Source organism: Marinobacterium sp. xm-d-530 (assembly GCF_013283365.1).
Lineage (GTDB): Bacteria > Pseudomonadota > Gammaproteobacteria > Pseudomonadales > Balneatricaceae > Marinobacterium_E.
Genome location: NZ_WBYM01000003.1, coordinates 257,832 through 270,429 on the forward strand (window position 1 = coordinate 257,832; position 12,598 = coordinate 270,429).

General features: G+C 50.0%; 9 protein-coding genes. 5 read left to right on the forward strand and 4 right to left on the reverse strand.

Annotated features, from left to right (window positions below):
- Positions 1 to 45 precede the first annotated feature (45 nt).
- Complete coding sequence (locus XMD530_RS06640) at positions 46 to 678, reverse strand: thiol:disulfide interchange protein DsbA/DsbL (protein WP_173506911.1); 633 nt, start codon at positions 676 to 678, stop codon at positions 46 to 48.
- Between the two features lie 109 nt (positions 679 to 787).
- Positions 788 to 1,381 carry a cytochrome c gene (locus tag XMD530_RS06645; protein ID WP_173484178.1) on the reverse strand — a complete coding sequence of 198 codons (594 nt, stop codon included), beginning with the start codon at positions 1,379 to 1,381 and terminating at the stop codon, positions 788 to 790.
- Between the two features lie 199 nt (positions 1,382 to 1,580).
- On the opposite strand from XMD530_RS06645, the gene yihA reads away from it, so the two are divergent.
- On the forward strand, positions 1,581 to 2,216 hold the full coding sequence (gene yihA, locus XMD530_RS06650; protein ID WP_173506912.1) for a ribosome biogenesis GTP-binding protein YihA/YsxC: 636 nt from the start codon (positions 1,581 to 1,583) through the stop codon (positions 2,214 to 2,216).
- A 26-nt stretch (positions 2,217 to 2,242) separates the two neighbouring features.
- Here the strand turns inward: yihA and polA are convergent, their stop codons facing one another.
- Positions 2,243 to 4,999: a DNA polymerase I gene (gene polA / locus XMD530_RS06655; RefSeq protein ID WP_173506913.1), complete on the reverse strand. Its 2,757-nt coding sequence runs from the start codon at positions 4,997 to 4,999 to the stop codon at positions 2,243 to 2,245.
- A 106-nt stretch (positions 5,000 to 5,105) separates the two neighbouring features.
- Here polA and XMD530_RS06660 point away from each other — a divergent pair, with 106 nt between their 5' ends.
- Entirely contained in the window at positions 5,106 to 6,071 is a 966-nt protein-coding gene (locus XMD530_RS06660) for a homoserine kinase (RefSeq protein ID WP_173506914.1), read from the forward strand.
- 96 nt (positions 6,072 to 6,167) lie between these two features.
- On the opposite strand, the gene XMD530_RS06665 is transcribed toward XMD530_RS06660, so the two are convergent.
- Positions 6,168 to 7,337, reverse strand: coding sequence for a GAK system CofD-like protein (locus XMD530_RS06665; protein WP_173506915.1), 1,170 nt, complete (start codon positions 7,335 to 7,337; stop codon positions 6,168 to 6,170).
- Between the two features lie 131 nt (positions 7,338 to 7,468).
- Here XMD530_RS06665 and uvrD point away from each other — a divergent pair, with 131 nt between their 5' ends.
- The 3 genes from uvrD (at position 7,469) to XMD530_RS06680 (ending at position 12,583) form a co-directional block, all read left to right on the forward strand.
- On the forward strand, positions 7,469 to 9,673 hold the full coding sequence (gene uvrD, locus XMD530_RS06670; protein WP_173481844.1) for a DNA helicase II: 2,205 nt from the start codon (positions 7,469 to 7,471) through the stop codon (positions 9,671 to 9,673).
- Positions 9,674 to 9,814: 141 nt separating this feature from the next.
- A complete protein-coding gene (locus tag XMD530_RS06675; RefSeq protein WP_173481843.1) occupies positions 9,815 to 11,380 on the forward strand; it encodes an inorganic phosphate transporter in 1,566 nt (521 codons plus the stop codon).
- Between the two features lie 171 nt (positions 11,381 to 11,551).
- On the forward strand, positions 11,552 to 12,583 hold the full coding sequence (locus XMD530_RS06680) for a substrate-binding domain-containing protein (protein ID WP_173481842.1): 1,032 nt from the start codon (positions 11,552 to 11,554) through the stop codon (positions 12,581 to 12,583).
- Positions 12,584 to 12,598 lie beyond the last annotated feature (15 nt).

Here is a 12,598-nt window from a genome sequence, read left to right on the forward strand (position 1 = left end):
AACAACTGCTCCAAAAGGAGCAGCTGTTAAAAGGTTATTGCGCCTTTATTGAGCGTTGCGCTCTTTCTCGATTAGGTGTTCTGCCACTTTCAACATGTTGGCGTGTGAACCCGTTAGAGTAGAGGTGACTAGGTATTTACCGTTAACGATGATGCTTGGTACACCCTGAATCTGGTATCCACGGACACGCGCATCACTCTGCTTCAGCTGCATGCCAACCGCAAAGGAGTTGTAGGTCTTAAGGAAGTCCTGCTTCGACACGCCATGCTCTTCAAATACTTCAGCGATATCTTCTGGACTGCGGAAGCGACGACGCTCAACATGAATCGCATCAAACATCGCTTGGTGAACCTTATCTTTAACGCCAAGTAGCTTACCTACGTAGTAAGCACGAGCGAGTGGCTCCCAACTGCGGCCAAACACAACGGGCATATTTTCAAACGTCACGTCGTCTGCAAGCTTCTGGCTCCAAGCGTGAAGCATCGGTTCAAAGGCATTACAGTGCGGACAAGAGTAACCGAAGGCCTCAACCACCTCGATTTTGTTCGCATCCGCTGTAGGTACAGGCTGTTTAAGAACGGTGTAGTGCTCACCCGCCTTCCACTCTGTCGCATGAGCAAGTGTGGCGCCAAGCGATAAAACGGCAACAGCAAACAGATTGAATGAACGTCTTAACATGGTTTAGTTCCTTGAAAATGGTCTTTAATAACTAAAGTAATGGTCATGGCTGAATTGAAGCTGAAATCAAAAAAGGCAGCCGAAGCTGCCTCTTAATGGAAGTCTACGATTACTCGTATAGACCTTGAATGTAAGCGGCTACCGCTTTCATTTCGTTCTCTTTCATCTTCGCAGCGATCGTACGCATCATAGCGTTTGGATCGTTGTTACGCTCACCTGAGTAGAACTTCTTAAGGGTGCTCTCAGTGTATTGAGCGTGCTGACCCGCTAGAGCTGGGTAGCCTGCAGACGTAATGCCTTTACCTGCAGGACCGTGACAAGCGGTACAAGCTGCAACGCCGCTCTCTGGGTTACCTGCGCGGTAGATCTTCTGGCCAAGCTCAACCAGTGCTGGATCTGCCTGACCGCCAACCATCGTTTTACCTGCGTAGTGAGCGGCAATCGCTGCAAGCTCATCATCGCTCATTGCATCAAGAAGACCGGTCATTTCAGGAATCGCACGTGCACCTGATTTGATCTCTTTCAGCTGTTTTAGCAGGTATGGCTGACCTTGGCCGGCAATCTTAGGAAAGTTACCCACCATGCTGTTACCATCAGCACCGTGACAGCCAGCACAAACAGCCGTTAGTTGAGCGACATCTGCCGCATTCGATCCGCTAACCAGACCAACGCTGATCAACATTCCGAGTAATACTTTTTTCATGGCTCTCTACCCACATTTCATCTTTGAAAAGTTTGAAACCAGTGGTGCTGGCTTCGTCGAATCCGTTCAACGCGCTCGTTTTTTTCACTTTTGGTGGTTACGAGTTGACGACAGCGCTAAAATTGCGGTGCATTATAAACCTAATCATCTATAACGAAAACCGATAAACCCCGTACTTATATAGTACTAAAGGCCAGATATGACTGAAGAGTTAGAACAAATTCATTACAACACAGCACGTTTTCTTATAAGCGCGGCAAAACTCAGTCAATGTCCAGAAGATGTCGGTGCAGAAGTTGCCTTTGCTGGACGTTCCAATGCGGGCAAGTCGAGTGCCATTAACTCGCTAACCAATCAAAACAGTTTAGCGCGCACTTCTAAAACGCCAGGTCGCACACAGCTGATCAACTTTTTCGATCTGAATGTCGAAGGTGTGCGAATTGTCGACCTTCCAGGGTATGGCTATGCGAAAGTGCCCATCGCGATGAAAGAGCACTGGCAAAAGCATCTCGATGACTACCTACAGCGCCGTCAATGTCTGCGCGGGGTGGTATTGGTGATGGATATCCGCCATCCGATGAAAGAGTTCGATGAGATGATGATCGACTGGTGTGAATCTACGGGCGTGCCACTGCACATCCTTCTCACCAAAGCCGACAAGCTAAAACGCGGCCCAGCTCAGGCAACACTGTTGAAGATTAAGAAAGAGACCAAAGAGCGTCTGGCCGACAAAGTCAGTGTCCAGGTCTTTTCAGCACTAAAGAAAACGGGCGTCGATCAGCTACGTAACCGTCTAGACAGCTGGCTACTGCCTGAGCAGTTCGACGCAGAATAGAGCTATTTGTGTCAACGGGAGCACGCTTAGTGCGCTTGCTCCCAGTTATCACCGACACCCACTTCGACCAACAGCGGCACACTCAATTCAGCGGCCGACTCCATTAGACGTTTAATCTCAGCATTAAATGCATCAACCTGATCTTCAGCCACTTCAAAGACCAATTCATCGTGCACCTGCATGATCATTCTGGCATCAAAGCCGCTTTCTGTTAGCCAAGCATCTACCGCCAACATAGCGCGCTTAATGATATCGGCGGCGGTACCCTGCATCGGAGCGTTGATCGCAGTCCGTTCAGCCCCTTGGCGCAACATTGGGTTACGGGCGTTGATCTCTGGCAAGTAGAGACGGCGACCAAAGATGGTCTCAACGTACCCCTGCTCGCGCGCCATGTCGCGGGTGCTCTCCATGTAGTTTTGGACACCTGGGTAGGTTTCGAAATAGTGCTCAATGTAGGTCTGCGCCTCTTTACGCGACGTACCCAACTGCTTGGCCAAACCAAACGCAGACATACCGTAGATCAAGCCGAAGTTGATCGCTTTGGCACTGCGGCGCTGATCGGTGCTGACCTCATCCGGTGAGACCTTAAAGACCTCGGCAGCCGTCGCTTTGTGAATGTCATCGCCATTGGCAAAGGCATTGACCAATCCCGCATCGCCAGAGAGGTGCGCCATAATGCGCAGTTCGATCTGTGAATAGTCGGCCGCCACCATGCGGTAGCCCTCTGGAGCGACAAAGGCGTGTCGGATACGTCGACCTTCGGCCGTTCTAACCGGAATATTCTGCAGGTTCGGGTCAGTCGAAGAGAGACGTCCTGTAGCCGTCACCGCTTGATGGTAGGAGGTGTGCAGACGACCCGTATTGGGATCAACCATCGTCGGCAGCTTGTCCGTGTAGGTCGATTTCAATTTGGTTAGACCGCGGTGCTCAATAATCAGCTTGGGCAGTGGGTACTCCAGCGCCAACTCTTGCAGCACCTCTTCTGCCGTCGACGGGGCGCCTTTCGGAGTCTTCTTAATCACCGGCAGCCCCTGCTTTTCAAACAGAATGGTCTGCAGTTGTTTAGGTGAGGATAGATTGAAGGGCTCGCCCGCCGCTTCAAACGCGTCGTTCTCTAACACCTTAAGGCGCTGCTCGATCTCAGCACTCTGTTGCGCCAGCAGTACCGATTTAATCAGCGCACCGTTGCGTTCAATGCGTGACAGAACCGGAATCAGTGGAATCTCGATCTCGTCTAGAATCGGTTTCACCGAAGGCACTTCATTTAGAGCTTGCTGCAAGGTCTCATGCAGACGCCACGTAATATCGGCATCTTCAGCGGCATAAGGGGCGGCCTGCTCTATCTCGATCTGATTAAAGGTCAGTTGTTTCTTGCCTTTACCGGCCAAGGATTCAAAGCTGATGGTACTCTCATCTAGATAGAACTTAGCCAAACTGTCCATATCATGGCGTGTCGCGGTACTGTTCAGCACATAGGATTCCAGCATGGTATCCGCTGATACGCCCTGAACATTGATGCCATATCGCGCCAGCACATTCATGTCGTACTTAATGTGCTGACCCACTTTCTTAAGGGAGGCATCCTCGAGCAGCGTTTTAAGCTCCGCTAGCGCCCAATCAAAATTAACCTGCTCCGGCACGCCGACGTAATCATGGCCCAGTGGCAAGTACGCCGCTTTACCCGCTTCACAACAGAATGAGACACCGACCAACTGCGCTTGCATGTAGTTTAGGCTGGTCGTCTCGGCATCAAAGGCAAAGGTGCCCGCAGCACGCAGTTTGGCAAACCATGTAGAGGCTGTCGCCTGATCCAAAATGGTTTCGTAGTGGCGTTCAACACTAGGCTTAGGAGCATCGGGCTCGCTTGAAGGCGCAGAGTCTTCAACCGCTTGCCCATCGGGGCCTTCTAATAGCGCCACCCAAGAGCGGAACTCGTAATCCTTAAACAGCTCAATCAATGATGCGTTATCCGGTTGCGGAAGGTGCACATCCGACAGAGAGATCGACAGCTCAACATCGGTTTTAATCGTGGCCAACAGATAGGAGAGCTCAGCAGCTTCGCGATGCTCTTCAAGCTTCTTGGCCATGGTTTTAGAGCCGCGGAAGGTTAGATCGGCAATCTTATCGAGATTTTGGTAGAGGTCACTGATACCGCCAATACCTTGCAGAAGCGCCAGTGCCGTCTTCTCGCCCACACCTGGCACACCTGGAATGTTGTCGACCTTATCACCCATCAACGCCAGATAATCGATGATCAATTCTGGGGGAATACCAAACTTTTCGACCACCCCGTCGCGATCCATCTTAGTGTCCGTCATGGTGTTGATTAGGGTGACCTTATCATCGACCAACTGCGCCATATCTTTATCACCTGTTGAGATCACAACCTCTAAATTGTGCGCTTCGGCTTGGCGCGCCAGAGTACCGATCACATCATCCGCTTCGACGCCCTCTTCCACCAACAGTGGCAATCCCATCGCTTTAATGATGTTATGAACCGGTTCAATTTGCTCACGCAGATCATCGGGCATCGGTGGACGCTGTGCTTTGTATTCCGGATAGATCTCATCACGAAAGGTTTTACCCTTCGCATCAAAGATGACCGCCACTGGAGAGTTGGGATAACTCTTTAACAGGCTGCGCATCATTGAGGTGACCAGTCGCACCGCACCGCTTGGACGCCCGTCGGATGTTCTTAAATCAGCCTGTTGCGAGGCAAAGAAGGCGCGGAACAGATAAGAGGAGCCATCAACGAGAACTACAGGGGCTTTTGTGTCGGTCATAATAAGATATCTATTGTATTTTTAAGCAAGGCACACAATCATAGACAAAAGCGCTGCTGCACCCAAGCTTTAGCAGCAGATAGCCCCTGATCATTGAGAACCAACCATGGCTGTATACACCCAGGTGTCTGACACCGACCTCGACAAACTGCTCGCTGATTTTGATATTGGCCAGGCCGTGGCACTTAAAGGCATTGATGGTGGTATTGAAAACACCAACTTTTTCTTAAAGACTGAAAAGAGCGGCCAACAGGCGGAGTATGTACTTACTCTTTTTGAAGAGCTTGACAGAGATGAGGTACCCTTCTTTGTTGAGCTGGGTAGCTGGCTAGCGAAGCGCAACGTTCCGGTCTCTTATGCCATCGAAGATCGAAATGGCATTGGTCTGAAACAGATCTCAAAAAAACCGGCTATTATTCAGCCGCGCTACCCTGGCGCACACCTAAAACGCGAGCTTATGACGGCCAATCATTGTGCTCAAATCGGCACGGCCCTTGCACACTACCACCAAGCCTCTAACGATTTTTACCTGAAGCGACAGGCACACCGTGGCGTGTTCTGGTGGCGTAGAGAGAGTGAACGACTCGCTCCTTTTATCGATTCAGAGTCTCGTGATTTACTGTCCGAAGAGGTCGCTCGGTTTGATGAGCTTCGCGACACCTACACGAACCTTCCAATGGGCATTACGCATGGGGATCTTTTCCATGATAACGCTCTGTTCCATGAGGATAAGCTGGCGGCAATTCTGGATATCTATAATGCAGCAACCGCCTACTGGCTCTATGATCTAGCGATTGTCGCCAATGATTGGTGTCTGGATGAGAATCTGCAGATTGATCCGGTGCGAGAGCAAGCCCTGTTAAAAGCCTACTCAGCCATTCGCCCCTATACTGCAGACGAGCATGAGGTTTGGCCACAGCTGACTCGTACCGCTGCGATGCGATTCTGGCTATCTCGCTTGGAGCCATGGGTTGATGCCCAGCAAGGCAACGGCAGCGATAAGACACTGAAAGACCCTGATGAGTTTAAACAGGTGCTGATGCACCGAATTAAATCGCCGAGTCAGCTGTAGGAACGAATTTCTACATTTAAAAGATAGTGGTGTCAGACCGGAGGTCAGACACCTGTGAGGAACCGGTGGGTCTGACCTCTGGTCTGACCCATCTATCTATGCCAGTGATAATAAAGCTTCCGCCAACTTAGTCTCATCGTAGCAATCTGTGCGCTTAGGATTCACCAGATCAACATCCAAAAGCTGAATGCCACGCTTATCTAGCCAGGTTAGAAACTCTGCATCAATGCCACTCAACAGTTTGGAATCGGTCAGCAAAATATCGATACAGCGCTCTGCTCTACTTTGAAAAACACCGCCTGCATCTCGAGCAATAAATCGTTCCAACTGCTCAATCTGCTCCTGCAATGTCATGCCAAATTGCTCAGGATCCATACCTAAATTTGGGACATACACTTTGCTGGCAGGGTTATCCATGATCGCTTTACCCACCCCTTTGGGGAGTAGGTTAGCCAGAATACTGCTATAGAAACTACCGGGCGGGAAGACGACCAGATCCGCTGAATTGATCCAACCTCTCTCTTGATCAGCCAAATGCGATTCCGAGCCCTGCGGCAAATGCAGATCAAGCGAGGCGATACGCTCATTTAATGGCTGGGACTCTTTTCCGGTCATCCGATGCTGTCCGATGATCTCTCGCCCACTCTCTGTCGTCACTTTCAGTTCACCGCACTCGTCCGTAACAGTGCGTACTTGGCCTCTAACATGAACCAGACGACTAAACAGCAGAGCAATAGGATCTAATGATCGATTATGGCTCAGGTAGCCCCCCGCCAATATCAGATTACCAATACTGGCTCGCCTGAAGTCAAAATCCTTGGGGGCTGACTCAAGAAAGTAGTTTAAAAAATCACAAATAATGCTCTGGACAGGCTCGGGAATGGACTGAACGCGCCTGTTGTTGCGTTGTTGCATCGCCTCTACCCTTACACGCAACAATGATTGCGACTCATCGGTCGGAAGGCGGTAAGCAAATAGTTCGGTCACTTCAGGGTGACCGGCGAGTGAGGCGTCAGCTAACGCCATCATTCGGGAACGTAGATCGCCCACGGCAGGCATATCAAATGCTTTTCGCAACACAGCAGAGCTGCCGCCAGAGTCATAGGGGGTCACTAAATGAATAGAGTTGTGGGTGTAGCGTTTGAGTATCTGCGAAAAGCCATTCAACGCAGTGCCACCGCTAAAAAAGAGCAGCTTAGGCCCGGTATCAGGGTTGGCTTGATACTCAGCCAAACGGGCAGTCGTATGGTCAGCAGATAGGGGCATTCACTACTCAATAAAGGTGGATATGTCATCCCAGTGTAAGTTTGCTGCGTAGGAATGCCAAGACTCCCATAATAATTATGCGTATACTGTACGCCCATTCAGTAATTTCTCTTTTTGAGCGGTGCGGCACTATGGATGTAACTCACATTATCGACTCCCTCAACGATGCGCAGCGTGAAGCGGTTACCGCGGATATCAGCAACCTTCTGGTGCTGGCCGGTGCAGGATCAGGCAAGACGCGTGTCTTGGTTCACCGAATCGCTTGGTTGATAGAAGCCGAGCAGATTTCACCCTATTCGATATTGGCGGTTACCTTTACCAATAAAGCGGCTAAAGAGATGCGTGGACGTATCGAGAGCCTGCTCAACGTCAATGTGCATGGCATGTGGGTCGGTACTTTCCACGGCTTGGCGCACCGACTGCTTCGCTCGCACTGGCAAGAGGCCGGGCTGCGTGAGAACTTCCAGATCATGGACTCCGATGACCAGTTACGTTTGGTTAAACGCATCTCTAAGGAGATGGGATTAGACGATTCACGCTGGCCGCCGAAACAGATTCAGTGGTACATCAATGCACAGAAAGATGAAGGGCTACGCAGTAAACATCTAGAGCGCACCGGTGACCTGGTACAAGACACCTTAATACGTGTCTACGAGGCGTATGAACAGGCCTGTGATCGCGGCGGCATGATCGATTTTGGTGAACTCCTGCTGCGCTGCCTTGAACTGCTGCGTGATAAGAACCCACAACTGCTGCAGCACTACAAAGAGCGCTTCCGTTACGTCTTAGTAGACGAGTTCCAAGACACCAACGCCATTCAGTACGCTTGGTTGCGCCTGCTCTGTCAGGGTGAACACAAACTGATGGCCGTGGGCGATGACGATCAGTCGATTTACGGCTGGCGTGGCGCACGTATTGAGAACATTCAAAACCTTGAGGCACACTTTGGTGGGCTTAAGACCATCAAGTTAGAGCAGAACTACCGCTCGACAGACAACATTCTGTCTGCGGCCAATGCCGTCATTCGCAACAACTTTGGACGACTGGGTAAGGAGCTGTGGACCGAGGGCAATCAAGGCGATCCTATCAGCCTCTACGCAGCCTTTAATGAACAGGATGAAGCGCGATTCATTGTCGATCGCATCGCACAGTGGGTTTCGGATGGTAATCGTCGTGACGAGAGCGCCATTCTCTACCGCTCCAACGCACAATCCCGTGTGCTTGAGGAGATGCTGATCCGTGCCGCAATTCCCTATCGCATCTATGGCGGCCAACGATTCTATGAGCGTTTAGAGATTAAAAATGCCCTCGCCTACCTGCGCCTAATAGCCAACCGCGATGACGACACGGCGATGGAGCGCGTCATTAACGTGCCGACCCGTGGCATCGGAACGCGCACCATTGAAGAGGTACGCGATTACGCACGAAGCCAAGGCATCTCAATGTGGCGAGCCTCGAACGAGATCATCGAGCATAAGAAGCTGCCAGCACGTGCCGGCAATGCTCTGCAGGCCTTCTTAGATCTGGTCAATCAGTTGACGGTTGATACAGAAGAGGCATCCCTGCAGGAGCGGACAGAACATACCATTCGCTTCTCTGGACTGATTGCTCACCATGAAAAAGAGAAAGGTGAAAAAGCACAGTCGCGCATCGAAAACTTGGAAGAGCTAGTGACAGCTGCGCGTCAGTTTGAGCAACAGTGGTCCCAAGAGGAGAACCCCGAGTTCCCTTCCGTGCTGGCTGCCTTCCTTGATCAAGCTGCGCTGGATGCCGGTGAATCACAGGCGGATCCCAATACCGACAGCGTTCAACTGATGACTCTGCACTCGGCGAAAGGCTTGGAGTTCCCGCTGGTCTTCCTATGCGGTATGGAAGAAGGCCTCTTCCCGCACAGCATGTCGGCCGAAGAGCCCGGACGTTTAGAAGAGGAGCGCCGCCTCTGTTATGTAGGTATTACGCGTGCCATGCAGAAACTCTACATGACCTACGCTGAGTCCCGCCGCCTTCATGGCCAAGACAACTACAACCGCCCTTCACGCTTCATTCAGGAGATTCCATTGGAGTTGATTGAAGAGGTGCGCCTAAATGCCAGTGTTCGCCGACCGCTCTCCAGCGGCTCGGATATGGAGGTCAGCTTCACACCTCAATCCGCTTTTGCCAGCGAAGTGCCCGACACTCAACTCAGTCTAGGCCAGAGGGTCAACCACCCTAAATTTGGTGATGGCATGGTCATAAACTTTGAGGGGTCCGGCCCGAAGGCCCGAGTACAAGTGAACTTCGACTATGAAGGCACCAAATGGCTAGTCGTTGGTTTTGCTAATCTAACAACGCTGTGAATAAAACATTTCAGTTTGTTTAAAGAAAAATTACACCTGTGTAACATTCTTGTAACAAAAGTGTATTTAAATGGCGTCAACTTAAATTAGCGACTACTTTAAGTAGTGGTAAATCAATGAACCAAGCAAGAGGAGCTTCTCTTGGAAATTAAAGACATGAATAAGCTGGATAAAGCGACAGCATCTAACCGTGGCGATGTTATGCGCATCGGTTACGCCCTGCTCTTCCTAGTAGGTATTGTTCTCTTTATCTCAGCACAAGTTGGGGATATCCCAGGAAGTTACATCCTTGTCATTGCCGCAATGATCGGTGGTTACATGGCAATGAACATTGGTGCTAACGACGTAGCCAATAACGTGGGCCCAGCAGTAGGTTCAAAGGCGCTTACCCTAACAGGCGCTATCATTATCGCGGCTATCTTTGAAGCATCGGGTGCTTTAATCGCCGGCGGTGACGTTGTCAGCACAATCAAAAAAGGGATCATCAACCCAGAAGTGATTGGTGATGCTGATACCTTTATTTGGTTGATGTTAGCCGCACTTCTAGCGGGTGCGTTATGGCTTAACCTAGCAACAGCTGTTGGTGCTCCTGTCTCTACTACTCACTCTATTGTTGGTGGTGTATTGGGTGCTGGTATCGCTGCAGGCGGTTTTGGTATTGCTAACTGGGACAAGATGGGCGCGATCGCAGCAAGCTGGGTGATCTCACCTGTACTTGGCGGCCTGATTGCAGCTGGTTTCCTATACCTAATCAAACGCACCATTACTTATAAGTCGGACATGCGTGTTGCAGCTAAGAAGATGGTACCTCTGCTGATCATGTTGATGGCTTGGGCATTCTCGACCTACCTAGCACTTAAAGGCGTTAAGAAGCTGATCAAACTCGATTTTGTGACAGCTCTACTGATCGGTCTAGCCATTGCGGTAGTTATTTACTTCATTGTTAAAGGTCTGGTAGCTAAAGCAGCTGACCGCCTGGATAACGATAAAGCGGGTGTTAACCAACTGTTCACCATTCCTCTAATCTTCGCTGCAGCACTACTAAGTTTCGCACACGGTGCAAACGACGTTGCAAACGCCATTGGTCCACTAGCGGCGATCAACGATGCGATCGTTAACCACGGCATTTCAACGAAAGCAGCGATCCCACTTTGGGTCATGATGATCGGTGCTCTAGGTATCGCGTTGGGTCTAGCACTATTTGGTCCAAAACTGATCAAAACCGTTGGTTCTGAAATTACTGAGTTGGATCAGACACGTGCATTCTCTATCGCTATGGCGGCAGCGATCACGGTTATCATCGCTTCTCAGCTAGGTCTTCCAGTATCTTCAACTCACATTGCTGTGGGCGGTGTATTCGGTGTGGGCTTCCTTCGTGAGTACTTGAAATCAAGCCACGCTCGCATGATCAACGAGATCAAATCGCACCACCAAGGTGCTGATCAAGAGGAAGTGGAAGAGTTTCTTGCTAAGTTTGAAAGTGCATCAATCGATGACAAAGCTAAAATGCTTAAGCAACTTAAGAAGAAAACAGCCTCTGCAGAACTAAGCAAAAAAGAGCGCAAGCAGCTTAAGAAAGCGTACAAACAGGAGCTGGTTAAGCGTTCAGCTGTTTACAAAATTGCCGCTGCATGGGTTATTACAGTTCCAGCATCAGGTACATTGGCGGCGATTCTGTTCTACGTAATCCGTGGAATCATGGTCTAATAAACGCCAAACTATCCATCAAAAAGCCCCTTCGTGGGGCTTTTTTGCGTCTTATATTTATCATTAAATTGTCATAAACGCTTCACAGAGTTGTAACAAAGCAAGCGCCTAATAGTTATCAAAGAGGTAAGCGACAGCCTACCGACTGATTTAGAAACTAAGGAGTTTGAAATGTTCCTACGACTCGCAACAACAGCTGCTACTTTAACCGCTCTAATGAGCACTCCAGCAATGGCCCGAGATAACGTGAGCATCGCTGGTTCATCTACCGTTCTTCCATTCGCAACAATCGTTGCTGAGCGTCTAGGTCGTAACCCAGCGTTCAACACACCTGTTGTTGAATCAGGCGGTTCTTCTGTTGGTAAAAAAGGCGTTTGTGACGGCATCGGTACTGAGTTCATCGATATCGGTAACGCTTCTTCACGCATGAAGAGTGGCGAACTAGAGTACTGTGATGCAAACGGCGTGAAGATCACTGAGATCAAAGTCGGCTACGACGGTATCGTATTTGCTAACTCTAAAGACGCTGCTCAACTAGAGATCTCTCGCTCAGACCTTGGTAAAGCCTTAACAGCTAAAGTGGCCGTTAACGGTGAGCTAGTTGATAACCCATTCAAAACTTGGAAAGACGTTAACCCAGCGCTTCCAAATGTTGCAATCCGTGTCTACGGTCCACCAACGACTTCTGGTACTCGTGCATCATTCGCTGAAATCATCAACGAAAAAGCGTTCTGTAAAAAAGACGACGAGATGAAAGCAGCACTAAAAGCAGCAGGCAAAAAAGCAAAGTCTTGTCGTGCGATGCGTACTGACGGTGCGTACATCGAAGCTGGCGAGCAGGACAACCTGATCGTTCAAAAGCTGCAAGAAGACTCAGAAACTTTCGGTATTTTCGGTTTCTCTTACCTTGATCAGAACTCTGACACTCTACAGGGTGCGAAACTGGATGGCGTAGCACCAACATTCGAAGCGATTGCTGACGGTTCTTACAAAGCATCACGCGCACTGTTCATGTACGTTAAACACCAGCACGTTGGTGTTGTACCAGGCATTGCTGAGTACATGACTGAGTGGACTAAACACTGGGACGAAGATGGCATCCTAGCGGACGCAGGCATGATCCCAATGCCAACTGCAGAACGTGAAGAGATGGCTGCTCGCATGACAGCACTGCCAGTTCTTACTGCTGATGCTCTTAAGTAACCCAATCCTAGATTG

Excerpts from the sequence above, each read along its gene's own strand:
- XMD530_RS06640 (WP_173506911.1), bottom strand. The coding sequence starts at position 678 with ATGTTAAGACGTTCATTCAATCTGTTTGCTGTTGCCGTTTTATCGCTT.
- XMD530_RS06645 (WP_173484178.1), bottom strand. The coding sequence starts at position 1,381 with ATGAAAAAAGTATTACTCGGAATGTTGATCAGCGTTGGTCTGGTTAGC.
- yihA (WP_173506912.1), top strand. The coding sequence starts at position 1,581 with ATGACTGAAGAGTTAGAACAAATTCATTACAACACAGCACGTTTTCTT.
- polA (WP_173506913.1), bottom strand. The coding sequence starts at position 4,999 with ATGACCGACACAAAAGCCCCTGTAGTTCTCGTTGATGGCTCCTCTTAT.
- XMD530_RS06660 (WP_173506914.1), top strand. The coding sequence starts at position 5,106 with ATGGCTGTATACACCCAGGTGTCTGACACCGACCTCGACAAACTGCTC.
- XMD530_RS06665 (WP_173506915.1), bottom strand. The coding sequence starts at position 7,337 with ATGCCCCTATCTGCTGACCATACGACTGCCCGTTTGGCTGAGTATCAA.
- uvrD (WP_173481844.1), top strand. The coding sequence starts at position 7,469 with ATGGATGTAACTCACATTATCGACTCCCTCAACGATGCGCAGCGTGAA.
- XMD530_RS06680 (WP_173481842.1), top strand. The coding sequence starts at position 11,552 with ATGTTCCTACGACTCGCAACAACAGCTGCTACTTTAACCGCTCTAATG.